At 70.5% G+C, this 25,691-nt stretch carries 21 protein-coding genes and 1 pseudogene; 19 read left to right on the forward strand and 3 right to left on the reverse strand.

Features of this window, described 5'->3' with window-relative positions; all coding sequences use genetic code 11:
• Nucleotides 1–47 precede the first annotated feature (47 nt).
• The gene (locus ACH34T_RS41340) at nt 48–1,043 is read left to right on the forward strand and encodes a LysR family transcriptional regulator (protein WP_396026475.1); all 996 of its coding nucleotides are present in this window, start codon (nt 48–50) and stop codon (nt 1,041–1,043) included.
• Between the two features lie 23 nt (nt 1,044–1,066).
• Here the strand turns inward: ACH34T_RS41340 and ACH34T_RS41345 are convergent.
• Nucleotides 1,067–1,162: pseudogene (locus ACH34T_RS41345) on the reverse strand (acyl-CoA dehydrogenase family protein); the annotation flags it as partial.
• Nucleotides 1,163–1,569: 407 nt separating this feature from the next.
• Between ACH34T_RS41345 and ACH34T_RS41350 the strand changes: the two are divergent.
• The 18 genes from ACH34T_RS41350 to ACH34T_RS41435 all read left to right on the forward strand — a co-directional run bounded on the left by ACH34T_RS41350 (nt 1,570) and on the right by ACH34T_RS41435 (nt 23,709).
• Complete coding sequence (locus tag ACH34T_RS41350) at nt 1,570–1,737, forward strand: hypothetical protein (protein ID WP_396026476.1); 168 nt, start codon at nt 1,570–1,572, stop codon at nt 1,735–1,737.
• Nucleotides 1,738–2,229: 492 nt separating this feature from the next.
• Nucleotides 2,230–3,003, forward strand: a complete 774-nt coding sequence (locus tag ACH34T_RS41355) for a BTAD domain-containing putative transcriptional regulator (RefSeq protein WP_396026477.1) — start codon at nt 2,230–2,232, stop codon at nt 3,001–3,003.
• A 91-nt stretch (nt 3,004–3,094) separates the two neighbouring features.
• Entirely contained in the window at nt 3,095–3,268 is a 174-nt protein-coding gene (locus ACH34T_RS41360; RefSeq protein WP_396026478.1) for a hypothetical protein, read from the forward strand.
• An 82-nt stretch (nt 3,269–3,350) separates the two neighbouring features.
• Complete coding sequence (locus ACH34T_RS41365; protein WP_396026479.1) at nt 3,351–4,523, forward strand: YcaO-like family protein; 1,173 nt, start codon at nt 3,351–3,353, stop codon at nt 4,521–4,523.
• Between the two features lie 157 nt (nt 4,524–4,680).
• On the forward strand, nt 4,681–5,994 hold the full coding sequence (locus ACH34T_RS41370) for a TfuA-like protein (RefSeq protein WP_396026480.1): 1,314 nt from the start codon (nt 4,681–4,683) through the stop codon (nt 5,992–5,994).
• Complete coding sequence (locus ACH34T_RS41375; protein ID WP_396026481.1) at nt 5,976–6,320, forward strand: hypothetical protein; 345 nt, start codon at nt 5,976–5,978, stop codon at nt 6,318–6,320. Before ACH34T_RS41370 ends, ACH34T_RS41375 begins: the two co-directional genes overlap by 19 nt.
• The gene (locus tag ACH34T_RS41380; protein ID WP_396026482.1) at nt 6,317–8,455 is read left to right on the forward strand and encodes a hypothetical protein; all 2,139 of its coding nucleotides are present in this window, start codon (nt 6,317–6,319) and stop codon (nt 8,453–8,455) included. Before ACH34T_RS41375 ends, ACH34T_RS41380 begins: the two co-directional genes overlap by 4 nt.
• Nucleotides 8,448–10,418 carry a TOMM precursor leader peptide-binding protein gene (locus ACH34T_RS41385; RefSeq protein ID WP_396026483.1) on the forward strand — a complete coding sequence of 657 codons (1,971 nt, stop codon included), beginning with the start codon at nt 8,448–8,450 and terminating at the stop codon, nt 10,416–10,418. Before ACH34T_RS41380 ends, ACH34T_RS41385 begins: the two co-directional genes overlap by 8 nt.
• A 10-nt stretch (nt 10,419–10,428) precedes the next feature.
• Nucleotides 10,429–12,081, forward strand: a complete 1,653-nt coding sequence (locus tag ACH34T_RS41390; RefSeq protein ID WP_396026484.1) for a SagB family peptide dehydrogenase — start codon at nt 10,429–10,431, stop codon at nt 12,079–12,081.
• Between the two features lie 34 nt (nt 12,082–12,115).
• Nucleotides 12,116–14,695, forward strand: coding sequence for a lantibiotic dehydratase (locus ACH34T_RS41395; RefSeq protein WP_396026485.1), 2,580 nt, complete (start codon nt 12,116–12,118; stop codon nt 14,693–14,695).
• Nucleotides 14,688–15,623 (forward strand): thiopeptide-type bacteriocin biosynthesis protein, encoded by a 936-nt coding sequence (locus ACH34T_RS41400; RefSeq protein ID WP_396026486.1) that lies wholly within the window; start codon nt 14,688–14,690, stop codon nt 15,621–15,623. Before ACH34T_RS41395 ends, ACH34T_RS41400 begins: the two co-directional genes overlap by 8 nt.
• Nucleotides 15,620–17,161: a SagB family peptide dehydrogenase gene (locus ACH34T_RS41405; protein WP_396026487.1), complete on the forward strand. Its 1,542-nt coding sequence runs from the start codon at nt 15,620–15,622 to the stop codon at nt 17,159–17,161. The genes ACH34T_RS41400 and ACH34T_RS41405 overlap by 4 nt, the downstream gene beginning before the upstream one ends.
• A 19-nt stretch (nt 17,162–17,180) precedes the next feature.
• Nucleotides 17,181–18,269, forward strand: coding sequence for a glycosyltransferase family 4 protein (locus ACH34T_RS41410; RefSeq protein WP_396026488.1), 1,089 nt, complete (start codon nt 17,181–17,183; stop codon nt 18,267–18,269).
• Between the two features lie 13 nt (nt 18,270–18,282).
• Nucleotides 18,283–19,116 (forward strand): methyltransferase domain-containing protein, encoded by an 834-nt coding sequence (locus tag ACH34T_RS41415; protein ID WP_396026489.1) that lies wholly within the window; start codon nt 18,283–18,285, stop codon nt 19,114–19,116.
• Nucleotides 19,110–20,360: a cytochrome P450 gene (locus ACH34T_RS41420; RefSeq protein ID WP_396026490.1), complete on the forward strand. Its 1,251-nt coding sequence runs from the start codon at nt 19,110–19,112 to the stop codon at nt 20,358–20,360. The genes ACH34T_RS41415 and ACH34T_RS41420 overlap by 7 nt, the downstream gene beginning before the upstream one ends.
• A 29-nt stretch (nt 20,361–20,389) precedes the next feature.
• The gene (locus ACH34T_RS41425; RefSeq protein ID WP_396026516.1) at nt 20,390–21,601 is read left to right on the forward strand and encodes a macrolide family glycosyltransferase; all 1,212 of its coding nucleotides are present in this window, start codon (nt 20,390–20,392) and stop codon (nt 21,599–21,601) included.
• Nucleotides 21,598–22,395, forward strand: coding sequence for a hypothetical protein (locus tag ACH34T_RS41430; RefSeq protein WP_396026491.1), 798 nt, complete (start codon nt 21,598–21,600; stop codon nt 22,393–22,395). Before ACH34T_RS41425 ends, ACH34T_RS41430 begins: the two co-directional genes overlap by 4 nt.
• Nucleotides 22,396–22,857: 462 nt before the next feature.
• Entirely contained in the window at nt 22,858–23,709 is an 852-nt protein-coding gene (locus tag ACH34T_RS41435; RefSeq protein WP_396026492.1) for a transposase, read from the forward strand.
• A 229-nt stretch (nt 23,710–23,938) separates the two neighbouring features.
• Here the strand turns inward: ACH34T_RS41435 and ACH34T_RS41440 are convergent, their stop codons facing one another.
• Complete coding sequence (locus ACH34T_RS41440) at nt 23,939–24,775, reverse strand: transposase family protein (protein ID WP_396026493.1); 837 nt, start codon at nt 24,773–24,775, stop codon at nt 23,939–23,941.
• A gap of 80 nt (nt 24,776–24,855) precedes the next feature.
• Nucleotides 24,856–25,308 (reverse strand): hypothetical protein, encoded by a 453-nt coding sequence (locus tag ACH34T_RS41445; protein WP_396026494.1) that lies wholly within the window; start codon nt 25,306–25,308, stop codon nt 24,856–24,858.
• Nucleotides 25,309–25,691: the final 383 nt, after the last annotated feature.

A 25,691-nucleotide genomic window follows, 5' to 3' on the forward strand; every position in this document is an offset into this window, starting at 1 on the left:
TCTAGCGTGTCGGTGATGGATCACGTGATTCGGCGATCGGGGGGGCCGTGGAGCTGCGTCAGATCGAGACCTTCCTCGTGCTGGCCGTCGAACTGCATTTCGGTCGGACCGCGGAGCGGTTGCGGCTCAGCCAGGGCCGGGTGAGCCAGACGATCCAGGCACTCGAACGTGAGGTCGGAGGGGCCTTGTTCGAGCGCTCGAACCGTGTGGTGCGGCTCACGAGGCTGGGCGAAGAGTTTCGCAAGGGTGCTGAACGCATCAGCGAGGACGTGGCGGCCACCTTGCGCGCTTGCCGGTCTCTCTCGCGGGGCGACGGGTGGCGGTTGCACATCGGATACTCGAGCTCGGTCGGGCTCGAGTTCGTGGCCGAGCTGGTCGGCGCTTTCGAGTCGGCGTATCCCGACAGCGTCGTCGTGTTCAACTCGATGGGTATCCGGGTGGCCAACCCCGCCGAGTCGTTGATCCTCGACCAGAGACTGGACATCGCCCTGCTGTGGTGCCCGGACAGTGACGGGAGCCTGCTCAGCAGTCCGGCTCTCAGCGTTGGCACAGCGATCGCCGAGGATCCGAGAGCTGTGCTGGTTCCCGCAGACCACCGTCTCGGCGGACGGGACGCGCTCATGCTGGACGATCTGGTCGGCTGCAGGATCCTCAATCCGGGTGGACAGATGGTGCCCGGGTTGCGTGACGCCTGGGCGCCGCGGCGTACGACATCGGGCCAGCGACTGGAGTACACCGCGAACGACCTGGCGGACATGGTAGGCCGGCCGGAGGTCAACGTCACCGACATCTACCCGCTCGTGCTTGCCGGTCGTGGCTTGCATTTCACCGTGAAGTCTGTGCTGGACCGCCTTCCCTGCCCGGGGCTGGTCGCCTTGCCGGTCGTGGACATCCCGCCGGCCGTGTTGGTGCCGGTGTGGCGTACCGCTACCGACAACGACGGCATACAGGCATTCATTGACGTAGCGTGTAGTTTGCGTGGTGATGCTTCCGCATTGAAATTACGCCCCAGTCGGCCAGCAGCGCCTTGGCGATGTGCGTGAGTGGAAGTCGCCGATCGGCTGGCCCACTGTTCCCGCTGCTTGGCATACTTCACCGGCAGCGCAAAGCATTCCTCGACAACGCCCAACGCCATCGCGACGACACCGAAGCGCTCGGTCGCGAAATTAGCGCGGAGCGCGGGCGCCGTCCGCCGGCCCGAGCAGTCGGTGCGGGCCGAGGCGGACGTTAGTGCTCCAGAGCTTCATGGGCAAGAACGGGCATCAGCGACCTCATCCTCCAGCACAGGAGCACTTTTCCCTGTCGCGACACGACCCTCAATCAAGATTGTCATGAATGCTCAGGGCAAGCCCGAGTTTTCCGCCAGGAGCAGCGCCGTCTCAAACGACCTGCGGAGGCCCGCCGGTCCGCAGGCGTGCATGTAGCCGGCAGCGGCGCACATTCCTCGATTAGCATTACTAATGGCATCATTCGGAATTGGTACTTGTATGCTCTACGGCAAGGTTGCCATACTGCTGAGCGGCTGCCATTTGACTGCTTTACCGGAACTGTGATTCAGGCGCAGTACATGTGACGTGTTCATGGCCAAGTCACAACACCTACGACGAAGGTGATCTGCCACCCGACTGCGATCCCGCCGCGCTGACGCATCTTGTCGTCGCGCTCATGGACGGCATCGCCGTGCAGGCCGACAGTGGTTGGAAGGAAGACCTGTGCGCGATCGCCGGGCTTCCCTGAGCACTTGGCCGACCTTCTGAACCCTTTTCGACGGCGCCGGAAAGATGCGAGGCTGGATGAATTTCACTGAGATCACCTCGGTGGACCTGGTCAGGGCGGCCGGCGGGGAGACGGCGCCGCGGGAGCCGCTCGACCTCGCTGGTGCGGACGCCGTCCGCGGCTGGATGAACTTCGCTGTCGAGCCCTTCGGGAATTCGACATCCTCTGGGGTAGAGAGCATCCCACCCGGCTTCAACGACATTTCTGTGGACAGGGTGCTCCTCGACTCAGCGGGGACCCCAGGACGGTTCCGCCCTCGAACGGATGTCCACGAGAAGATCCATGCCGCCAGCAAACGTAGGCATCCGCCGTGGGGCGGGTTGATGAGCGTTCACCAGGGAAATCAGGTGTCCGCTTCGCCAGTCACATAAACACCCCGACGATCTCGGAAAGTCGTATTGTCGAGCGGCTGCGTCCACTCCGTGGTGCACAGAAGAGCGAAGTGAGGATCTCATGGAATTTCGAATCCTGGGGCCGCTGGAAGTGCAGGTGGTTCGGCGGGTCCAAGGAGATTTTCCCCCTAGATTGGCGACCTTATTATCGGGGCTACTGCTCAATGCGAACCGCATCGTACTGACCGAGGAGCTCATCGATCAGGTCTGGGGCGACGCCATGCCCGCCAAGCCGATGGTCGCCCTTCAGATGGCCGTCTCCAGGCTCCGGCGGATGCTGCGCTGCGAGACCTCTGGAGGGGCGCGGATCATCACGCGGCAGTCCGCCTACCTCCTGTCCGTCGAGCCCGACAGGCTCGACCTGGCGAGCTTCGACAGGTTGGTCCGGCAGGCAAGGTTGGCCGCTGCCGACGACCCGGAAGCCGCCGTCATGTTGTACCGGCAGGGGCTCGGATACTGGCGCGGTCCCGCGCTGGCCGATGTGAGCCTGGGATCGGCGTGGCGAGCCATGGCGCGTCGGCTCGACGAGCGGCGGCTGCGCGCCCTGCATGATCGCATCGAATTGGACATGTCCCTGAACCGCCATTCCGGCCTGGTGCCGGAGCTCACGAGTTTGACCGGTGTCTATCCGTTCGACGAGCGGATGTACCACCACTTGATGATCGCCCTGTACGCGACCGGTCGGCGGGCGGAGGCCCTGCAGACTTATGGCAAGGCGCGTTCGGTGCTGGTGAGCGACCTTGGCATCGAGCCGGGGGAGAAGCTTCGCACGCTTCAGCGGATCATTCTTTCCAATGAACACGCGACCATCCGGGCTCATCAGCTCATCGAATGAGCGGCGCTGTTAGGTCGCTGTTAGGTCGCGGTTGTCAGCATCGGCCACGCTAGCAGTGGTCGCATTCCCCTAGCGCCGCGAGGAGGTGACTATGTCCGTCAAGGAACTGTTGGCCGCCGAGGTCGACGGGCTGGGTGAGCTCGACTCGATCGAGGTCATCTCGGTCCCCAACGAAGAGGTCGGTACTTTGGTGACCGACTACACGACGATCGGTTCGGTCGTGTGGATGTGCAGCTGCGAAACCTACTGTTGCTGCTCCAGTTGACACTGACTGAACTCGTCTCAGTCGGGTTCGGGCGCTGCCGCATGTCGGCAGCGCCCGTCCGCAGCGGCCGACAAGAGGGAAAATGATCGTTGCGAATGAGAACACCATCGTCAGGAAGGCATATTTCGCAGGCACGCATCGTGTTCGACCGCCGACCGAGACCTTGGCGTGGATTCAGCCCCGGCTGGCCGAGTTCGGGATAACGCGGGTCGCCGACGTGACATGGCTGGACGATATCGGGATTCCCGTTTATCAGGCCATCCGTCCGAATGCGCGCACCCTTTCGGTATCGCAGGGGAAGGGACTGGACCGCGATTCGGCCAAGGTGTCGGCGGTCATGGAGTCCATCGAGTTGTGGCACGCCGAGAGACTGGAGCGCCCCGATCGGCTTGTGGCGACCCCGGAAGAGGTGGCCGACGATCTCGGCTACGTCCCCGACGAGCTGGCCCTCCATCCCCGGCACTGCCTCAATCGCGCTACCCGGATCGAGTGGTGGCCGGCCCGCCGGCTGATCGACGGCGCCGAGTCGCTGGTCCCGTTCGACTGCCTGGACCTTGATGGCAGGGTCCGCCCACGGTGGCGGCCACCGGTCTTCATGAGCAGCAGCAACGGACTCGCCAGCGGCAACACTGATGGCGAGGCGATCCTGCACGCGTTGTACGAGGTCATCGAACGCGACGCGGTCAGTCGTGCGCAGCGGAAGGGGGCTGGACAGGTCGTAGATCCGGCGTCGGTATCCGGCCGGGGACGCGACCTGCTGGAACGCTTCTCAGCGGCGGACGTCCGGGTGCGGATGGAGCTGTTGCCCACGCCCGTGGGAACGCCCTGCTTCGGCGTCGTGATCTGGAGCGAGACGTTCCCCGTCCCGTTCACCGGTCACGGCTGCCACTCCGACCGGGAAGTGGCCCTGTGCCGCGCGCTGACCGAAGCCGCCCAGTCGCGGGTCACGGTCATAGCGGGCGCCCGGGACGACGTCGGCACGACCCAGTACCAACGCGCCAGGAACGTGCGCTTCGGCATGCGACCGGCTCCGCGGCGTACCACGTCAGGCCCCGGACGGACTCCGGCCGTCGATTTCCAGCGGATCGCGTCGGCGGATTTCCTGGACGTGGGCGAGGAGATCGAGAACGCGACGCGTCGCGTCGTCGCGGTCACCGGCCGGTCCCCGCTCGTTGTGGACCACACCCGTGCCGACGTCGGTGTTCCCGTCGCCCGGGTCGTCTGCCCGGGCCTGGACTTCCCCGGTCATCCCTGAGTGAGGCGCCATGAAACGTCACTTTCTCTTCGTTGGCCCGACGCTGCCCGGCTTCCGCGCCGGGACACCGGCGGATGCGCGGGATGAACCGCGACCGGGTGATGGGCTCCGGGTGCTCCCGCCGATCTCGGCCGGTGATCTTCTCCGGCTTCGGCCGGTGGAGGGCGATGTCATCGGGATCGTGGACGGCTACTTCCATCAGGACCGCGCGGTCCGGCACAAGGAGATCCTCGCCGTGATGGCCCGCGGCGTGCACGTGCTCGGAGCGTCGAGCATGGGCGCGCTCAGGGCGGCGGAACTCGACGCCTTCGGCATGCGGGGCGTCGGGCGCGTGTATCGGGCGTACCGCGCGTCCGAGATCGAGGCCGACGACGAGGTCGCCTTGGTGCACGGACCGGCCGAGGGCGGGTACCACGCGATGTCCGAACCGCTGGTCAACATCAGGGCGACACTCGCCGCCGCCGTCGAGGCGGGGGCAGGCGACAGGCGGACGGTCGACCATCTGCTGGAGAGGCTGCGTACCGTCCCGTACGCGCAGCGGGTGTACCAGCGGTTCGGCGAGATCGCCGGGACCGATGAGCGTTCGCGGGGGGAACTCGCCGAACTCGGCGCGTACTGCGCGCGCCATCGGGTGGACGTCAAGCGGGACGACGCGCTGCTCCTGGTCGACGAGATGGCGCGCCTCGACGCGTCGGCCCCGGCGGCACGGCCCGCGGTGAACCGGACCCTGTTCCTCTTCATGTGGGAGCTCGGCGCCCGTGGCTGTTCCGCCCAGATCAGGGAGAACCCGGGCCCCGCGGCATTTCCGCCAGGCGACCTTGAGGCACTGCGCGTCCTGCAGATCTTCGGCGGCGACTATCCCCGTTTCCATCGCCACGTCGTCCTGCGGTGGCTGGCGGCGCAGCGGGACGGCGGCGGTCGGCCCGCCGCGAACACCGCCGACGCCGACGCCGACACCGTGGACCGGACGGCCGACGCCATTGCTCATGGAACCGAGACGGGCGTCTACCCCGCGCCTGCGGAAGGCGGGGATTTCGGGTTCCTCGACCGGTGGCTGACCGGCGCGGAGCGGCGGGAGGAGGCTCTGGAGGAGCAGCTTGCCCGGTTCCTGGTGCGCAGCTTCGAGATCGCGCCCGGCATCGCCTGGGAGGACCTCCTCATCGACCGGCTCGAAGGAGGAGCCGCCCTCGAACGGGCCACCGGGGTCGCCAGGGCGGCCGCGGACCTGTACGACGAGGTGCTCCGGCACGATCCGCGCTACGACCACTCGTTGCTCTCAGCCGACCGGATCGAGGCCTTCCTGCGCGAGTACTGGGGCGTGACGGACGATGCCGACGCCGAGTGCCGGGCGATGGACCGCGGCTTCGGCACGTTCGGCAAGGCGGTCGAGTCCGCCCGGCCGTTCTATCTCCTCGCCCGCCATGACCCGCGGAAGGTGGAGGTGGATCTCACATGCATGTCGTCATCGTGATGTGGGACCTCACCAGGTCCGGGCAGTCGGTGCGCAGCCTTCGCGAGTACCTGCGTGACTACGCGGTGGACGCGTTCACCCAGCTCAGTGGTGCCCGGCTGAAGGTCTGGTTCGGCGACGAGACGCGCCGGGTCTGGGGCGCGGTCTACCTCTGGGAAGGCGCCGGCCGGGTGCGGGGCGCGCCCGCCCCCAGCAGGGCGACCGAACTTATCGGCTACCCGCCGACGTCGGTCGGCACGTTCGAGATCGAGGCGGTCTCCGGAGATCTGGCCGAGCTACTGGGCATCGCCGGCGTCGGCAACGCATGGGGGGAACAACGACGATGACCCGCGACCTGCGGCCGATGAGGCCGAAGCTGAAGAGCAGCGTCTACTTCGCCCCGGCGGACGACGGAATCTTCTTCTTCAACGGCGGAGAGGGCTTCGTTCTCGCCGGAGATTCGATCTACGCGTGGGTGGAACGGCTCGCGCCCTTCCTGAACGGGCGGCACACGGTCGGGGAACTGGTCGCCGACCTGCCCGCCGGACGGCGCGTCGCGGTCGAACGCGTCGTCGGCATGCTGGACGACCGCGGCCTCGTCCGCGATCTCTCCCAGGACCGCCCCCATGGCCTCGATGAACGGGAACTGGAGACCTACGCGCCGGAGATCACGTTCATCGAGGAGTTCCACGATTCCGCGGCGCATCGGTTCGAGCGGTACCGCAACGCCCGGGTGCTCGCGGTCGGCTCCGGCGATCCGCTCGTCGCGCTCGCCGCGGGGGCGTTGCGGTCCGGGACGCGGTCGCTCACCGTCGCCCGCACCGGCAAGGACGATGGCGAACTCGACCGCATCCATGCCTACGCGGAGGAACGCGCCGAACACGACCCGGTCCAGCGGGTCGAGTGCCATGTCCTCGCGGGCGACGACCTGGAGGCGGGTGAGGGCCTGTTCGCCCGGCTCGTCTCCACGGCCGACCTGGTCATGCACGTCGCGGACGGCTCGGCGGTTGAACGGGCGCGGCTCGTCGACCGTCTGTGCACGGCGACGCGCACCGCGTCCTGCCAGGCCGTGACCGTGGACGACGAAGGCTGGATCGGACCGTTCTGCCACCCCGACCAGGGCGGGGCGCGCTGGGAGCCGGTGTGGCGGCGGATGCGCCCCCGGCCGCAGACCGCCGATCCGGAGGCGGCGACCGGCCCGGTGGCCGGGATTCTCGCCAACCACCTGGTCTTCACCTGCTTTCACCGGCTCACCGGCGACGGCGGTGCCCAGGACGGCGGTGCCCAGGACGGGGGTGCCCAGGACGGGGGTGCCCAGGACGGGGGTGCCCAGGACGGCGGTGCCCAGGTCGAACTGCTGCGCCTCGACCTCGACACGCTGGAAACCGGGCGGCACCGGGCCACGCCGCACCCCTTGGCGCTCGCCGCCGCACCGGCCGATCCGGAACGGGTCGCGGCCGCCGTGGCGGAACTGGAACGCGGCGACCCCCTGAACGACGAGACGTTCGTCCGGCGGGTGTCCCCCCTGGTCGATTCGCGGCTCGGTGTGCTGCGCGCCGTCGACGAGCGGCACTACGACCAGTTCCCGTTGCGCGTGGCCGAGGCCAGCTTGTGGGACCCGGCCGAGCCACCCGGTCGCGAGCCGGGTGGCCCGGCCGGTGGCGAGCCGCTCGTCGTCTATGGCGCCGCCGTCGACCTCACCGACGCCCGCCGGCGGGCCGTCCTCCATGCCATCGAACTCTATGCCTCATTAACGGCGGATCCCCGCCGCCTGCTCGGTGATGGCACTGCCGGGCACGGCCTGGTGGCGGGAGTCTCGCTGCTGGACGGGCGTCCGCGCACGGTGCCCGCGGCCACGGTCTTCCCCCGTCGGCGGCGATCGGCGCCGAGCGGCTTGACGGGGGTCGCCGCGCGCCTGAGCTGGCCTGAGGCGGTTGAGGCGGCTTTGCTGGACCAGTGGACCGACCTGGTGGTCCGGTCACCCGACCTTCGCGGGCAGGACTCGCCGCGTCTCGATCCGGCGGCGCTGCCCCTCGACGAGGTGGGCGCTCGGTTCCGGGACGTGCTCGATCTCCTCGGCAGGGAGTACGCCGTCCGTGACATGACGGCCGACAAACGCGTGCCGACCTTCGCGTTCACCCTTTCGGGGCGGACGGTCGCCTACCGCTCCGGGGTCACGGCGGCCTCGGCGGTCCGGGACGGCCTCCTGCAGCTCCTGCTCGCCTACCAGGCATCCGCCACCGGTCAACCCGAATATGCGCCCGAGCCGGTGAGGCAGTTGCCCTCGGCTCCCCCTGAGTACACCGCACCGTCCTTCGACCCCCCGCCGCCCGAGCCTTCCGCGGAGCAGCGACGCCGCATCCTCGTTGAGGCATTCGAAGCGGCGGGCAGGACGCCGGTCCTGGTTCCTCTCGACCACGATCCGGCGGTCGTCCAGGCGCTGCCGTACGTGCTCCGGGTGGTGGTCCTGGCCGATGGCTGAAACGCGATCCGCACGGGCGACGGTGACGCTGGCCGGGGACGGGAGTCGCCTCGCGTCGGCCGTCGGCCGGGCTCTTTCCCTGCGGTTCGACCTGGCGGAGGCGCCCCTGCCGCCTCCGGCGTGCGCGGCCGTCGTCGCCGTCACCGACCGATGGCGGCCGGACTGGTTCGATCTCGAGAAGGCCTGCGAGGACCTGCCGTGGCTGCCGGTCCATGTGGAGCTCGACCGCGCGATCGTGGGCCCGTGGTCGGTGCCGGGCGCGCGAGGCTGTCATCGCTGTGTGGCCAGGCGGCGGCGAGCCGCTCGGCACCTTCCGCGGGAACGCGACGCGCTCTGGGCACGGCATGCTGATCGGCTCAGCGTCAGCTCGTCGCCGTTCTGTCATGGAACCGGAGCGATGCTCGTGGCCGACCTGATGGCCGCGCAGGTCGAGCTACTAATCCGGAACGAGTCCGCACCGACCGGGTCCTTCCTGCGAGTCGGTCTGGACGGGCTCGACGTCAGCCGCCACCGCTTCCTGCCCGACCCGCTCTGCCCGTCGTGCGGGGAACTGCCCGACGACTCGCGCGAGGCGGCCCGGCTCGTCCTGCGCGAGCGGCCCAAACCGCTGCCCGGCGTGCTGCGTGTGAGCGACCTCGGGGCGCGCGAGCGAACCCTCCTTGACTTGTACGTGGACGCCCAGGCGGGGGTCGTCCGGGAGACCGGGCGGGACGCCAGCGCCGTTCTCGCCGGGGTCCTCGCGGTGGGTGCCGACCCGCGGACCGGTGACACGGTGAACGCCTACGGTCAGGCGCGGGATCTGAGGACGGCTCGGCTCACCGCCGTGGCCGAGGCATTGGAGCGGCTGGGCGGCAGGGCTCCGGGAGGCAAGCGCACCGTCGTCAGGGGAAGCTACCGCGAACTCCGCGACGAGGCGTTGGACCCCAGGCGGTTCGGCCTCGTCCTCCCGGACGAGAGCCTGCCGCCGGACTCCGCGTTCGAGCGTTACCACGACGACCTGGAGTGCTCCTGGGTCTACGGATACTCGCTGACCCGCGCCGAGCCGGTCCTCGTTCCGGCGGCCGTCGCCTACTATGGCCGGGACCCCGCGCGGGAGGGCGACAGACCCTTCCTCCAGGAGACGTCGAACGGCTCCGCGTTGGGCGGCTCCCTGGAAGAGGCGATCCTGCACGGCCTGCTGGAGGCGGTCGAGCGTGACGCGTTCCTGATCACCTGGTATGGCCGGATGAGCGTCCCCGCGGTCGATCCCGCGGTGGACCCCGATCGCACGATCGCGCTCACCGCCGACTGGATCCACTGGCAGACCGGCTATGAGCTGCACCTCCGCCGGCTGCCCACCGATCACGGAATCCCCTGTTTCCTCGGGCTCGCGCTCGACCCACACGACGACCCGGCGCGGCCCAGCGCGGTCTGCGCGGCGGGCTCCGGTCTGACCGCGGCCCAGGGGCTGCTCGGCACGCTGCGCGAGCTGGCCACTGTGATCGAGATGCGCCGCCGCGGCTACGACGCGGCCGCCCGGGACACCGCGGCGCGGCTGGCGGCGGACCCCGGCAGGGTCGCCACGATGGCCGACCACTCGCTGCTCTACTGCCACCCGGACGCCCTCGGCCGACTGGACTTCCTGCTGTCCGCGCCGCGGACGTGCGGAAGCGGCGAGATCGACGAGGACGCGGCGTGGCCGCCGCACGCGGACCTCAGAGACGACGTGGCGGAGGCGGTGCGGCGGCTCGCGGCCTGCGGGCTCGACGTCGTCGTGGTGGACCAGACGACTCCCGAGCAGCGGGCCGGCGGGTTCGCGTGCGTCAAGGTCCTGGTGCCCGGCCTGGTGCCGATGACCTTCGGGCAGCACGCCCGGCGGCTGGACGGTCTGGAACGCCTCCTGCGGCTTCCGGCCGACCTGGGCTACCGCGACGAACCGCTCACCGTGCCCCGGCTCAACCCCGACCCGCACCCCTTCCCATGAGCGGAGGCGCATGAACCACGCACCGACCGTGCCGGACGTGGACTACTGGCACCGTGCCCTGGACGGATTCGCGGTCATGGTCGCCAACGAGGCGGAGCGCGGACGCGACCGGGAGACGTCGGCGGACACTCCGCCGGCCTTCAAGCCGTACCGGTCCCTGCCGCGCCACCGGCTGCCGCGTCCCATGCCGGCGATGCTCGGAGACGCCCGGCCGCCCTTGGCGGGCTCCCGGACGCGAAGCGGAGCCGCGGAGGCCCAGGCGACCCCGAGGTTGGACGCGGATCGGCTCGCCACCCTCCTGCACTATGCGTACGGAGTGTCCCGGCAGGAGCTGGGCCCGGCCGCCCGCTGGGCGTACCACCGGTATGTTCCGTCGGCCCGGTGCCTGTTCCCGACCGAGCTCTACGTATGGCTCCCGGCCGTCCGGCCCTACCCGCCCGGTGTCTATTACTACGACCCGGCACATCACCGGCTTGTGCTGGTCCGCGGCGGCGATCTCAGAACGCACATCGCCGCGGCGACGCTGCCGGTCGACGCCGAGTGCGTGCTGCTGCTCTCCTCGCTCTTCTGGAAGACCGCCTTCCGGTACGGCGACTACGCCTATCGGCTCTGCACCCAGGAGGTCGGTCTCGTGGCGGGCAACGCGCTGATGGTCGCGGGCGCGCTCGGGCTCCGGGGCAGGCTGCGCCATCAGTTCCCAGACGATGCCGTCGAGTCGCTGCTGGGGATCGACTGGCACGACGAGGCCGCGATGATGGCCGTCCCCCTGTTCCGGCAGGCCGACGTCTCGCGGACGGCACTGCCCGACGGCGTGCCGCCCGGAACCTCCCATGCTGGGGACACTTGCGTGGGCCGCACGCTTCACCCCGGCAACCCCGGCAACCCCGGCAACCCCGGCAACCCCGGCAACCCCGGCAACCCCGGCAACCCCGGCAACCCCGGCAACCCCGGCATCGCGGCCGTCCATGAACGCACCCGCCTTGGCGACACGGCCCGGTTCGGACGGATGGGCGCGGCCCGTCCGCCCGCGCCACAGACCCCGGCGGACGACGACCGGACGGTGTCTCTGCCGGACGCGCTGCGCCGCCGCCAGTCGGGCCCCTCCCTCCTCGGCCTGATCCGCGAGCCGATCTCGCTGCGGAGGATGCGGCGCGTCCTGGGCCATGCGCTCGATCCGCACCCGTCCGACGCGGTCCCGGACGGTGGTCCGCCGCCGATCGACCTCCACCTCGCGGTGATCGATGTGGAGGACGTCCCGTCCGGGCTGTACCGGTTCCATCCGGACGGCGCGCTGGAGTGCCGGCGGCCGGAACCTCCCGGCGTGCCGCTTCAGCGGCTGCTTCACGAGGCGGGTGTGGGCATCGCCCTCAACTGCCGGACCGCCAACTTCGTCGCCTACCTGGTCGGCGACCTCGACGCCGCCGTCCGCGGCTTCGGCGGCAGGGCGGAACGGATCCTCTCTCAGGAAGCCGGAGTGGTCGCCCAGCGCATCTGCGTGCTCGGCGCGGCGGAGGAGCTCACCGCCCGGATCCACAACGGCTATCCGGCGGACCGCGTCCGCGAGTTCCTGGGTCTCCGGCGAGGCCGGCAAGCGCCCCTGTTCCAGATCGTGGTGGGGCGTTCCCGCCCGACGGCGCGCTACCAGCCGCCGGTCGTGTGGTGAGGGACATGTGGTGAGGGACGGGAGGGGCATGACCATGACGAACTTCGCCGTGCGGGTCGCCGGCCTGCCGGTGTCCGTGCTCGACGATCTGCGCTGCCGGCGGGCGTACCGGATCCTGCGGGACATCAGGGAACTGGACGCCCGGCTGGCGGCCGAGGACGCCGCCCTGGCCGACGAACTGTACGAGATGATCGGCCGCGGCTCCCACCCGCGGCTCAAGCCACAGCTCGTCGGCGTGCGCCGAGCGTTGTTCCGGCATCGGCGGATTCCGGGCGGGCGAGCGCGCGTCCTGGATCTGATGCCCCCGGACCTCAGGGACCGTGTGCGCGAACGCGAACGCGGGCTCGCCGAACGCGCCGGGCTGCTGGCGGAGCTCAACGAGGTTCTCCAGCGCGACAAGGCCGAAAGCAACGAGCGGCTCCGCGAGATCGTCGCCTCCCCGGAGATCCGGACCGGCCTGATCCACGCCGCACCTGAGCTTCACGAGCGGGTCACGTCATGGCTGGATCGTCCGGACAAAAGCCCGCAGGAGAGACGGCTCGTCAGCCTGGCCAAGTACGTGGTGCGCGCCACGGCCAAGACGAGCCCGCTCAGCACGTTCACCACCAGCGGCCTCGGCCGCTGGACGGACGGCGGCCCCGCCGTCTCGATCCTCCCGGCCGTTCCGGCACGCTGCGTCTTCGAGCTGCAGCCGTTCCTCACGCAGGCGATCGTCCGGCGGCTCCTGCGGTCGCCCGCCTGCTCGGACGCAGTCCGGGTTCGGATCAACCCGAGCGCGGTCTTCGCGGACGGCGTGGTCCGCTTCCTCGGTCCGCCTCCAGACGGTTCCGTGGTGGCGCTGCGTCTCACCCCGCGGCTCCAGCGATCGCTGGAGGGTGTCGGCCCGGGGGTTCCGCCCGGCGCCGACCGGGTCTTCGAACAGCTCGTGGAGATCGGGCTGCTGGAGCACTATTTTCCCGTGCCGGACCAGTCGGCCGACTACCTGGGGGACCTGCTCGCCGTCCTGGAGAAGACCGGCGGCGGGCCAGACGACCTGCTCGCCGACCTGCGCGGGGTGCACGGCGAGGTCCGGGAGCAGCTCGGGACGGCCGCTCCCGAGCGGCGGGCCCGGCGGGTGGCGGCACTGCGGGAACGGCTCGTCGACGTGGTCCAGCGCGCCGGGGCCACGGCCCCGGCCGGTCCGGACTGGCGCACGCCGCTGTTCTCGGAGCTGAGCGTCTTCGAGGAGCCGATAGCCTCCTGCGACCTGAACCGCTGGGGGCCGGTGCTCGACGATCTCCAGCGGTTCCGCCTGTTGCTCCCGGTCTTCGATCGTAAGCTGCCCTTCCGGCTGGCCATGGCCGCGTACTTCGAGCAGCGTCACGGCACGTCGGCCCGGGTGCCGTTCGTGGAGCTCTTCACGGACTACCAGCGCGAGCTGGCCTCGCCGGGCGGCGTTCCCCCGGAAGGTGCCCTCGGCGCCGCCGAGCTGCAGCGCATCCGCGAGTTCACGCCGCTGTTCACCTCCGACGGCGGATATGGGCCGCTGCTCGCCGCACCCTGCCCGCGCGTGCGGGACGCGGCCTGGCTGCAGTTGTCGGCGGGCCGGCGGCTGACCGGAGTCCACCCCGGCACCGACGGAGTCGTCCGGGTCCCGGGCTCCCTGGTGGACGAGATCGTCCGAGAAGTCCGTGGCACCGTCGATGCAGCCGCGGCGATCAGCTGTTACGGACAGGTCACCCAGAGCGATCCGCTCCACTTCGTGGTGAACGACGTCGTCGGCGGCCACGGGCGCGGGCGCGGCCTCGTGCGGCGCCTCGCGGGAGACGACTCGGCCCACTCCGCCGTGGCGAGGGACGGGGACGGCAGGTTGCTCGCCGAGATCGACAACACCTTCGGAGTCACGCTGAACGTGCGCGCCCCCGCGGTCGCCCATGTGATCGACTATCCGGGGCTGGTGAACGGCAGGCCGGACGAGCGGCGAATCCCGATCGGTGAGCTGGAGGTCCGGTACGACGCCGACCGGCATGTGCTGCGGCTGTTCTGGGCACGGGCCGGCCGGGAGGTACGGCCCGTGCACACCACGACGATGTGGGTGAACTACCTGCCGCCGCCGCTCCGCCTGCTGATCGACATCTTCGCCGACACGCCTGACCTGTTCCGTCCCAACCTCGTCTGGCCCGGCGAAATGGCCTTCGACACGCCGCCTGGGGAGATGCGACATGGACCCCGCGTTGAGCTGGGGAGCCTGACGCTGCGCCGGGCCCGGTGGGTCGGGTACGCCCGCGACGTCCCGCAGCGGCGGCGGGGCGAGGGGGAGGCGGTGTTCCTGCTCCGCTTGAGCGAGTGGCTGGCAGAGCATGGCATCCCGGACGCCTGCTACGTCCAGGTGATGCCGCGTAGCGCCCGAAGCGCAGGAAGGACCGACGCCAGGTCGCGCAAGCCCATGTACTTCGATCTCGCGAACCGCTTCCTGGTCCGTGCTCTGGAGCAGGCGTGCGCCGACGACGGTTCCCTGATCGGTTTCCACGAGTCATGGCCCGGCCCGCAGAGCGCACTACCGGTGGACGGCGGCGAGCGTCGCGTCACCGAGTTCCTCATCGAGGTTACGGAGGAGAGGGGACACGATGCCTGAGCCGCGCTGGGTGAGCGCTCACATCTTTTACCAGGGCGACCACGACACCTTGCTGACCTCGCTCGTGTTGCCGCTGGTTCGCGACCTGTCCGGCCGGGGACTCGCGCGCACCTGGTTCTTCTTGCGTTACTGGGACGGCGGCCCCCACATCCGGCTCCGGGTGCTGGCGCCGGACGACCACGCCGGCGAGATACGGACGCGCGTCGAGGGTGCGGCCGCGGAGTACCTGGCCCGGCACCCGTCGAGCCCCGTCCTGACCCCGGAGGAGTACGTCGGGGTCGCCGCCCACCTCGCCGGCCGCGAAGGGGTCGGGCACGAGCGCGAAATGCGGCCGATCGACTCGGTCGCCTTCCTGCCCTATCGGCGCGAGCACGCGCGCTACGGAACCGGGAAGGCGATCGAGGCGGTCGAGGACCACTTCGGCGAGTCGAGCGCGCTCGCCCTGGCGATACTCGAAGGCGGTGTGGACCGCCGCGCCCGCGCCGCGTTCGCACTGTCCGCGATCTTCCTGGCCAACGCGGTCGGCTCGCCGCGCCAGGCGGACCTGGCCGAGCGGTTCGGCCGGAACGGGCTGCGGCTCGTCCCCGACGCCGTCGCGGCCGACGATGAGGGGCTGTACCGGGCGCAGCGCGACACGCTACTCGGGCTCACCGACCGATGGTGGACATCGGCGCGAGCCGGCCCGGATGCCGTGCGCGGCGGTCGCGACGCGCAGTCCCGGTGGCTCGCGTCACTGTTCCGGCTGCGCGACCGTCTCACCGACCTGCCGGATCCACCTCCGTTCGGGGACGTGGCCGACGTCTGCGGCCACCTGCTCGCCAACCGGCTGGGAGTGGGGCCCGAGCAGGAAGGACGCGCGCGCTACTTCCTCGCCCGGGTCATGGCCGACCGGCGGTGGCCGGTCGCGGCGGCCGAGGGTGCCCGGTGAGTACCCGGGAACACGCCGCGCTCGGCCGCGCCTTCGTCGACCTGGCCAACCAGCGGGTCGAGATGAGCGCGGCGAACTTCGCCGGGCTGCCACCGATCTACAAGCGGTATCCGCGTACCGGCCGGGTACCGCTCCCGGCCGAGCCTGGCGGGGACGTCCTCCGGTCACCGCGCGAGCTCGGCCGGCTGCTGCGCGACGTCAACGGGCTGTCCGCGATGCTCTGGGGCCGCGGACTGCTCGACCTCGGCGGGCGGTCTGAGGGCCGGCGGCCTCCGGACCCCACGCTGGTCCGGCACGTCCCCGCCGGTGGCGCCCGTTATCCCGTCGAGCTCTACGCGGCCGTCGGGCCGCTCGGGTCGCTCCCGGCCGGGCTGTACCACTACGACCCCCGTCATCACGCACTGGACCGGCTCCGTTCCGGCGACCCGCGGGCGGCCGTCGTCGACTCCCTGGGCTCGCCGCCCGACCCGTTCCCCGATCTCGTCCTGCTGTTCAGCGTCGTCCTGTGGCGCGGCGCGGCCAAGTACGGCGAGTTCGCCTACCGGCTCCAGTCACTCGACCTGGGAGTCGTGGTCGGGCAGGCGCTGGCGGCGGCGGGAGCCCTGGGCCTCGACGGGGCGGTCCACCTGCTGTTCGCCGACCCGGCACTCGACGGGCTGCTGGGTCTTTCCGCGCCGGCGGAGAGCGTGCTCGCCGCGGTCACGCTTTCCGGGGCCGGCGGGACGGCGCCCGGCGGGCTCGTCTCGCCGGCGCCGCCTCCCGCCGCGGAGTCTCCCGGCCACGAGATCACCGGACTGCCGAGAACGCTCGCCCTCCAGGCGGCCTCGCGAAGCGCACGCCCACCCGCCCTCCGGGCGACCGCCCGCCGGGTGCGGGACGCAGCGCCGCGGCATCGGGACATCATCCGGCTCCCCGGCGGCGACGCCCTGGACCTTGCCGCCGGGATACCACGGAGGCGCAGCACTTTCACCGGATATGAGCGCACGACGCTTCCACGGGACGCTCTGGCCCGGCTGCTCACGGCCGTCACCCGGCCGTACGCGAGCGACACGGGCGAGTCGACCCTGCTGTGCTGCGCGGTCGACAGGGTCGCGGGCATCGAGCCGGGCGCCTACTACTACGAGCCGCGTTCCCGGTCGCTCGCGTTGATCGAGGCGGGTGACGCCGTGGGCAGGTTCTCCTCCGCGAGCGCCCTGACGCCCAGGTTCAGGCGCGAGTGCCTGACCGCGAACCTCGTCCTGGTGCCGGTCGCGGACTACGAGAGCGGCTTCGCGGGCTTCGGTGACCGCTGGTACCGCATGCAGAACATCGAGGCGGGCGTCCTGATCGAGCGGATCTGCCTGGCCGCCGCCGCGCTGGGGCTGGAAAGCCATCCTCGGTGCGATTTCGACGTCGCCGCCGCGAACGAGGTGTTCGGTCTCGCCGACGGCCCACTGCAGAGCCTGGCGGTGGTCACCGTGGGCGCGCCGCGACCGAATCGGCGTTTCCCCGAGCACCGGATCTGGACCGCGCCGGAACGGGGCGACCGCCGTGGATAGGGGCCCGGCCGTCTGCGTGGTGGAGGTTCTGCCCTTCGACCCTGAACGTCCCGCGAGCGGCGCACAGGTCATCACCGCCGATGTCGTGGCGGCGCTCGCGCCGGTCGCGGACGTGACCGTGCTCCACGGGTGTGATCTGCCGGAGCAGGCGGGCACCGAGCGCGTCCTCGGGCCGTCCGGCGTCCGGGCCCTGGCCGCGTTCCCCCTGGACGGCTCGGTATGGCGGAGCGGGCACATGACGCCGCGCCTGGTACCGGAGGCGCGGCGGGCGCTCGCCGCCGCCGACCTCGTGATCATGGTCGAACGCGTCTTGGACCTGCCGTCGGACGGGACGCCGCGGGTCGTGTGCTTGGGCGGAGTGGGGTTCCCGCACTCGTTCGACGTCATCGACAGCGGCGCCTGGGACCGGCTCGTGGTGCCCTCGCCCACCACCCGGCGGGCGATCCTGCGCCGGTCCCCGGACCTGCGCGGTGTCATGGTGATCGAGAATGGCGTCGACCCGGAGATGTTCGCGCCCGGACAGCCCGCCCCCCGGCGGCCCTCCGGTGCGAGACCGCGGGCCCGACTGCTGTTCCCTTCGCGACCGGTGGCCAGCAAGGGCGTCCTGCCCGCGCTCGACCTGGCGGCGGAGCTGCTGCGGTCCGAGGTCGAGGTGACCGTCCGCTGGCTCGCGGGCCCGGACGCGCTCGACTCGGCCCAGTTCGCCCGCGTGATCAACGCGAGGGCGGGCGCGGTCCCCATCGAGCCTGCCCCGTGGCGGAGCCGCCGCGACATGCCCGCCGTCTACCGCGCCGCCGACCTCACCATCTGTTTCAGCGCCGCTCCCGAGGGTTTCGGGCTGGCCGCCGCGGAGTCGATCGCCTGCGGGACCCCGGTGCTCGCCTGGCCCTCCGGGTTCCTCGCGGAGATGTTCCCGCCGGGCCACGGGCTGTACCTGGTGGACCCCGGCGCCGGGGCGGAGGGCTGGGCGGCGCCCGCCCTGCGTGCCCTGGCGGAGGGCGCCGGTGAGTGCTACTGCCTCGGCCGGCCGTATCTGCGGAGCCGCTACGGGGCCGACCGGATGGCACGAGGCTACCGGGAACTCGTCTCCGATCTGCTGGCCGAGTGAATGGAGTGATCCAATGACGAGCCTTCGCGACTACATCTGGGGATCGACCCGGCAAGAGCTGGACCGCATGCGCCACGACGCGACGTGCTTGAAGTCCCCGACCCTCCAGGTGCTCCGCCATCTCAAGGTCGGCGAGGGCGCCAGGTGCATGGACGTCTCCTGCGGAACGGGCGACTCGCTCCATCTTCTCGGCCAGCTCGCCGGCCCGTCCGGCAGGGTGACTGGGCTCGACCCCGAGGGACTGGTCGGCCCGGCCGCCCTGGCGGAGCTGACCGCCCGCACGATGAGCAGCCTCTCGGTCTTCCAACTGGACGCCGAGGAAATCGAGGAGGTGCCGGGCGGCCCGTACGACCTGACGCTCTGCCGCCTGTCCATGGCCTACCAACTACAGCCGGCGGAGATGCTGCGGAAGATGTTCCGGTGGACGGCCCCCGGCGGGGTGATGCTGGTGCAGGAGTACGACTTCCGCACCATCGACGTCCACCCGCGTCCGCGCCTGTGGGACGAGTTCGAACGGGTCGTCCACGGTGTGCTCCACGACGTCGGCGTCGACCCCGGGTTCGGGGTCAGGCTGCCGGGCTACTTCGCGGCGGCGGGGCTCGGGGCATCCGACGGCACTCAGGTCGTGGGCGCGCTGACCTCGTTCCCGCACACGGGGTGGTACCTCGTGGCGACATACCGCAGCCTGCTCCCGCGCGCGCTTGAGCTGGGCGTCACGACCGAGGCGGCGAGCAAGGAGTTCCTGGACGAGATCGCTGCGTTTCCGGCCGACGAACACCGGAGCACGCTGTCCGCCCTCGTCGTGGGGGCCTGGAAGCGCAAGCCTGAGGAGGAGCCGTCATGGTAATCGAGGACGGCCTGCTGCCGCCCGGCCTGGAGCGGCTGCTCGACCCGTACCCGCTGCTCAACGAGTTCAGGGAGGCCGGGCGGGTGCGCCCGGCGACCATCGCGCACGGCATGCGCGTCTGGCTCGTCACCGGGTACGCCGAGGCGGTGGCCGCGCTGACCGACCCGCGCCTGAGCGCCAGTCCGGTCCACGCGATCGACAGCGGCAACCCGGCGCTGGCCTCCCTGCGCGGACGCGAGGGGCGGCTGGTGAAGGAGATGACGATGTCCGACCCGCCGGACCACACGCGGCTGCGCCGCCTGGTGTCGGGGGCCTTCACGCCGCGCCGCGTCGCGGCGCTGCGGCCGGACGTCGAACAGATCGCGGACGGGCTGATCGAAGAGATCGCGCCCGCGGGCGAGGCGGACCTGGTCGCGGAGTTCGCGCTGCCGCTCTCCCTCCAGGTGATCTGCCGGCTGCTCGGCGTACCGTACGCGGACCACGAGCGGTTCCGCGGCTGGATCACGCGCATCCTGCAGTGGCCCACTGACGACCGGGCCGTCCGCGAGACCGGCGCGGCGCATGTGGCGATCATGGACTACCTGCGGGAGCTGCTGGCGGAGAAGTCGCGGCGACCGTCCGACGACCTCCTTAGCGACCTGCTGGCGGTGCGTGACCAGGGTGACCGGCTGTCGCACACCGAGCTGGTCGTCATGGCGAAGCTGCTGCTCATGGCGGGACACGAGACCACGGCCGGGCTGGTCGCCAACGGCATGGCGCTGCTGCTGCGCGCCCCAGACCAGCTGCGGCTCCTCCGCCGGGATCCAGGCCTCGTCCGCCCAGCGATCGAGGAGCTGCTGCGCCTCGAAGGACCGACGATCCTGGGCACGTTCCGCTACACGACGGAGGAGATCGAGCTCGGCGAGGTCACGGTGCCCGAAGGCGAGATCGTCTGCATCTGTCTGTCCGCCGCCAACCGGGACCCCCGCCGGTTCGAGCGGCCGGACGTGCTGGACATCACCCGCCGCGACAACGCCCATCTGGGCTTCTCACACGGCATCCACTACTGCATGGGGGCCGCGCTGGCCCGGGAGGAGGCCGAGATCGGGTTCGTCCGGCTCCTGACCCGGCTGCCCGGCATGCGCCTCGCCGTGGATCCCGAGCGGCTGGAGTGGCGGCGCAGGATCCGCACCCTCGCCGCCCTCCCCGTCACCTTCACCCCGGGTCCCGTCCGCCCGGCCGACGAATCAGGAGAGAGCGGATGAGCGAACACCACGCCCGGCACGGCGCAGTCATGAGCGGCGGGACGGGCGCGCACATCGCGATGTTCGGTATCCCGGCGCACGGGCACGTCAACCCGGGCCTCGCGGTGATCAGGGAACTGGTCGACCGCGGGCACCGCGTCACGTACTCGATCAATGAGAAGTTCGCTCCCCAGGTGGAGGCGGCGGGCGCCACGCCCGTGCTCTACGACTCCACGCTGCCCCCGGACGACGAGCCCGGTGCCTGGCCGGCGGACGGCGTCCAGGCCGTGTTCGGCATCCTGCGCGAGGCGATGGCCGTGCTCCCGCAGATGGAGGCGGCCTACGAACACGACCGCCCCGATCTGTTCCTCTACGACCTCGGCGGATACACCGCGCGGATCCTGGCGACCCGGTGGGACCGGCCGATCATCCAGCTCTCGCCGGCCGCCGTGCCCTGGAAGGGCTACGAGGAGGACATGGCACCCGTCGTGGAGGCCATGCAGCGCAACCCCCGTTACCGCGAGTACGAGGCCGCCTTCACCGCCTGGCTGCGGGAGAACGGCGTCGACATGCACCACTACGAGTTCTGGGGACGGCCGGAGCGCTGCATCGCGCTGATCCCGCGCTCGCTCCAGCCGAACGACAAGGAGGTACCGGACAACTACACCTTCGTCGGGCCCTGCCTTGGTGACCGCACTTACCAGGGGACCTGGCGGCCCCCGGAGACGCAACGTCCGGTGCTCTATATCTCCCTCGGCTCCGCCTACAACTACCAGCCAGAGTTCTACCGCACCTGCATGGCCGCCTTCGGTGGGCTGGAGTGGCACGCGGTGATGCAGATCGGCCGCTTCGTCGATCCCGCCGAACTCGGGCCCATCCCGGCGAACTTCGAGGTGCACCCGTTCGTCCCGCAGCTGTCGGTACTCCGGCGGGCGGACGCGTTCATCACGCACGCGGGCATGGCCAGCACGCTGGAGGCCCTCTACCACGGTGTGCCGATGGTCGCCGTGCCCCAGTTGGCCGACCAGTTCGGGAACGCCAAGCGGCTGGCGGACCTGGGCGTGGGACGGTTCCTGCCAACGGAGGACGTGGCCGCGGAGACCCTGCGCGCGGCCGTCCTGGACCTGGCCGGAGACCACGAGATCACCGCTCGCCTCGGAGCTCTGCGGGAGGAGATGCGGCTGGCCGGTGGTGCCCGGGCCGCGGCCGACATCATCGAGGCGCGGCTCGGCGAGGCCCGGCTCGGGGAAGGCATACGATGACCGCTCCCGTCACCGTCTTCTCCGCCCATCTGGATGATGCGGTGCTGTCGGCGTCGGCCCGGCTGATGCGGCCCGGAACCCGTTCGGTCACGGTGTTCGCCGGTCCGCCACCGGCCGACCTGCCGCTGTCGGGGTGGGGACGCATCACCCGGGCGGCGAGCCTGGGCGAACGCCATGCGGAGCGCTTGGCCGAGGACTCCCGGGCGATGGAGGGCCTGGACTGCCCGACGATCCGGCTCGACCTGCATGAGTTCGAGTTCCGGCCAAACGCTATGGAGACGGTCAGCTTCGGGCCAGGCGGGGGCAAGCAGGAACAGACCGTGAGCCGCGTCGCCGAGGCGGTCGCATCTCTGGTGGAGGAGTCGTCCGAGATCTGGATCCCGGCGGCGGTCGGGCGTCACCTGGACCACCTGGCCACGCGGCAGGGGCTCCTCGCCGCCTGGCGGGCGCTGGACGCGCGGATTCCGGTGCGATATTACGCCGACCAGCCCTACAGCACGGTCTACGGCTGGCCGGGGTGGATGACCGGCGAAACGGAGCCCCGGTACTTTCACACAGGGACTTGGCTGGAACACGAGCTCACCTCGTGCGGCCTCGATCCTGACGGCCTGGTTCCGGTGCCGGAGGAACTCGACCCGCAATCGCGGCGGCGGAAGCGGAGGGCTGTCATGACCTACCAGACCCAGCTGCGGGGGCTATGCCTTGGCCCGGACGACGATCAACGCCGGCGCCACGTCCTTTCGCATGAACTCTCATGGCGCATGGCAGAACACGCGCAGGCCGAGTGCGCATGACGGTCATGCACGGTCCGCGTCACCAGGACGGCGCGGAACGTGACCGCAGGCGGAGGCGTCCGCCACAATCCTGCACATGAACCGCACAGCGACCCGAACCGTGCACGCAGGACGAACTTGCGATGGGCAGGGCGGTGGGTTCGCCGCCGTGCCACACCACGTCGACCGGCCGTCCGTGCTTGCGAAGTTTGCTGTGTCCGACCTTCAGCTCCTTGATCTGTGAGCATGCCAGTTGCAGATCGGTTCGCAGGCTCGCTGGGTTCGCGATAAGCCCAGCCTTCTTGTCCTTTACCGGCTGATCGGCCTGCCGTTTGATCGGAGCCTCTGTGTCAATCCCCTGAAAGCGTGGAGACGGTCTTAGAGGGAGTTTTGTGATGGATCGTCCGCGTATGGGCGTGCCAACCGAGTGGGGATCTCGTCACACAGGGTTGACGCTCGGTCTCGTTGAGTTGGACTGGCGGCATGGCCGAGCGCAGGCCGTACCTCAGCGACCCTTCCGATGAGCAGTGGGCGCTGATTGAGCCGGTGATCAGGGCGTGGAAACAACGACATCCCTCGGTCAGCGGGCATCAGGGCCGGTATGCGATGCGGGAGATCGTCAACGCGATCTTGTATCAGGCGCGGACGCGCTGCCAGTGGCGGTACCTGCCGCACGATCTGCCGCCGCACACCGCGGTGTACTACTACTTCGCCGTCTGGCGTGACGACGGCACCGACCAGACCATTCACGATCTGCTGCGCTGCCAGGTCCGCGAGCGGGCCGGGCGGGAGGAGGACCCCAGCGCAGTGGTGCTGGACACCCAGACCTGCGGGCCTCGGTCAGCGCCCCCGCCCCGACGACGGGATTGGATGCGGGCAAGAAGGGCCGGGGCCGCAAGCGTGCACGACAACGCGATCGGCATCGGCCTGCTGGACAAGGTCTCCATCGACAACCCGTCGGTCACCACCGCGTGGGTGGACGCGGGCTTCACGAACGCCGTCGCCACATACGGCGCCGGCCTGGGCATCCAGGTGGCGGTCGTGTCTCGCGATCGGGGCACCCGCGGGTTCGCGCGCCTGCCGAAACGGTGGGTCGTCGAACGGGCCTACGGGACATTGATGCTGCACCGCCGCCTGGTGCGCGACTACGAACGACGGCTGGCCAGTTCCGAGTCGATGCTCTACTGGGGCCGTTTCATCCTGAATTCGCTGGTGGCCGGGGGTGGTCTGGGGGTTGTTTGGTGTGAGTGGGCTGTTGATGGGGGTGCTGGCGGGTGGAGATCGTTTGCCGGTGGTGTGCTTGCTGTTGCGAGCACGGTGGGTGGTGCAGGTTGACGTAGTGTCCGGACGTGATCGGCCAAGGTGTGTCCGGTGTCCTGGCCCCAACTGCGGTGAGCTGGGCGGATGCCGCCGACCTGGCCGGGCAGCGGCGGTTGTCGGGGCGCACGGGGCTGGGCGGTGCCGGTCTTATCCCGGTTCGCCTGGGTGATGGGGTGTCCGCAACCGCTTGCTCGGGCATGCCCCAGGCGGGTGTTTGGGTCTGCCGGGCGCGGGGACGGGGCGGTTACCGGGTGAGCTCGGTGGTGGTGAGCACGAGCAGAGCGCGCAGCAGCCGGGTGGCGTGGCGGGCGTCCATGCGCACCTTGGTCAGAATGCGCCAATTCTTCAGGTCGGCGAAGCCGTGCTCGGCGCGGGCGCGTTCCGAACTCAGCAAGGCGTTGGCCCGTTTCTGGGCGGCGGTCAGCTTCCTGCCACGGGTGGCCTTGATGCCGGTGACGATGACCGGGGCGTCACCGGGCTGGTCGTCCAGGCCGACGAAGCCCAGATCGGCCAAGGCGCCCAACCCGGCCTCGCGCAGCCGGGCGCACAGGTGGTTGTGGCGGGCGGTGGTGATCTCGTTGGAGCGTCCCGGCCGGGCGGCCGAGATCCACAGCAGGTTGCCGCGCTCGTCGGTGAGCGCGAGGAACAGCAGCCCGTGGACCTTGTGCTTTCCAGAGTAGTTGCGCCGGTCATCGGGTCCGGTGCGGCGCCGGGTGCGCACCAGCGTGCCGTCCAAAAGCACCACATCGGCGCCCGCGGCCGAGACCTGGTTCAGCACGCGGTCCAGCCGCGGCGCCCGGGCGGCGAGCAGGCCGACGACCTCCAGCACCCAGCGGCGGATGGTGGAGGCCGACACGCCGTTGCCGCCGGCCATGTCGGCCAGCCGCTGATCGTGTCGCAGCACCGCCAGCACGATCACCGCGCCCCGCCCGGGCGGCAGCTTGCGCCACCGGGACCCGATCGTGCGCAGGTGGCCGCGCAGCACGTCGGCGACGAACGTGATCGTCGTGCTGGACAGCGGCAGGCGGCACTGGTAAACAGCGTGCTCAGTGCCCTCGGCGGGCTCGTCGATCTTGGTCACACAAATCGACTACCGCCGAGGGCACCTCAAGATCGACATCGACACGCCGCATGCGCCCCACCCGGTCACGGGCGCACGGGTCACGGGCGCACGGTGAACCGGTCCGGAGCCGACTCGGTCAGCCAGCCTCGCGCCACCAGCCGCTTAAGCTTCACCCGCACGCCCTCGGTATGACGCGGCTCAGCCGTCAGCCCCAGCTTCACCGTCACCCGCTTGCACACCACGCCCTGCCCGGCCGGTCCTTCCTCGGTCACGATCTGCATCAGCCGCTGATACTCGGCCGGCAGATCCGTCACCCCGCCAGCCTCGTCGCGGTGAGCCACCACCAAAGCCGGCGACCGTCGGCTCTGGTGGTGTTCATCAGCACCGTCCGGGCCGTCATCGGCCTCGACCAGCAATTGGGCGACCACCTGCTCGGCCGTGGCGATCCGCTCCAACTCGGCCTCGACCTCCGCCAGTTCCTTGGCCAGCCGCTGCGCCTGCTCGGCTAGAAGCGCGCGCCGTTCGGCGATCCGGTCCAGCAGCGGATCCACCGGTTCACACCTCACATCCCCTCGGTGATCTACCGCCCCGACCCTAGCGACCCAAGATCACCGATGCCCGGCAAACCCTCACTCATCACCCCTCGGCCAAGCCCCACCCTGCATGCTGGAGCAAGCGATTACGGATGCCTCACCACCCCCACCAACCGGGATAAGTCCGGCACTACCTGCCCTTCACCACCTCGATAACCGCCGCCGCCTCGCCACCATCCCGGCATCAAGCCAGCTCAGCGCGGCCTCACCACGCCATCACACGCACCGGCCGCAGGTCGAGTCCGGACACTACGTCAACCCCGACCACCCGAAGACGACACCACCGCTAACCCCAGCAAGCACCCCACCGGCAAACGATCAACGCGCCCCAGCACACCGAT

This window comes from Actinomadura sp. 9N215 (assembly GCF_044326345.1).
Taxonomy (GTDB): domain Bacteria; phylum Actinomycetota; class Actinomycetes; order Streptosporangiales; family Streptosporangiaceae; genus Spirillospora.

Coding starts and splice junctions, on each gene's coding strand:
- ACH34T_RS41355 (WP_396026477.1), top strand. CDS start 2,230: ATGGAATTTCGAATCCTGGGGCCGCTGGAAGTGCAGGTGGTTCGGCGG.
- ACH34T_RS41360 (WP_396026478.1), top strand. CDS start 3,095: ATGTCCGTCAAGGAACTGTTGGCCGCCGAGGTCGACGGGCTGGGTGAG.
- ACH34T_RS41365 (WP_396026479.1), top strand. CDS start 3,351: ATGATCGTTGCGAATGAGAACACCATCGTCAGGAAGGCATATTTCGCA.
- ACH34T_RS41375 (WP_396026481.1), top strand. CDS start 5,976: ATGCATGTCGTCATCGTGATGTGGGACCTCACCAGGTCCGGGCAGTCG.
- ACH34T_RS41380 (WP_396026482.1), top strand. CDS start 6,317: ATGACCCGCGACCTGCGGCCGATGAGGCCGAAGCTGAAGAGCAGCGTC.
- ACH34T_RS41385 (WP_396026483.1), top strand. CDS start 8,448: ATGGCTGAAACGCGATCCGCACGGGCGACGGTGACGCTGGCCGGGGAC.
- ACH34T_RS41390 (WP_396026484.1), top strand. CDS start 10,429: ATGAACCACGCACCGACCGTGCCGGACGTGGACTACTGGCACCGTGCC.
- ACH34T_RS41395 (WP_396026485.1), top strand. CDS start 12,116: ATGACGAACTTCGCCGTGCGGGTCGCCGGCCTGCCGGTGTCCGTGCTC.
- ACH34T_RS41400 (WP_396026486.1), top strand. CDS start 14,688: ATGCCTGAGCCGCGCTGGGTGAGCGCTCACATCTTTTACCAGGGCGAC.
- ACH34T_RS41415 (WP_396026489.1), top strand. CDS start 18,283: ATGACGAGCCTTCGCGACTACATCTGGGGATCGACCCGGCAAGAGCTG.
- ACH34T_RS41420 (WP_396026490.1), top strand. CDS start 19,110: ATGGTAATCGAGGACGGCCTGCTGCCGCCCGGCCTGGAGCGGCTGCTC.
- ACH34T_RS41425 (WP_396026516.1), top strand. CDS start 20,390: ATGAGCGGCGGGACGGGCGCGCACATCGCGATGTTCGGTATCCCGGCG.
- ACH34T_RS41430 (WP_396026491.1), top strand. CDS start 21,598: ATGACCGCTCCCGTCACCGTCTTCTCCGCCCATCTGGATGATGCGGTG.
- ACH34T_RS41435 (WP_396026492.1), top strand. CDS start 22,858: ATGGCCGAGCGCAGGCCGTACCTCAGCGACCCTTCCGATGAGCAGTGG.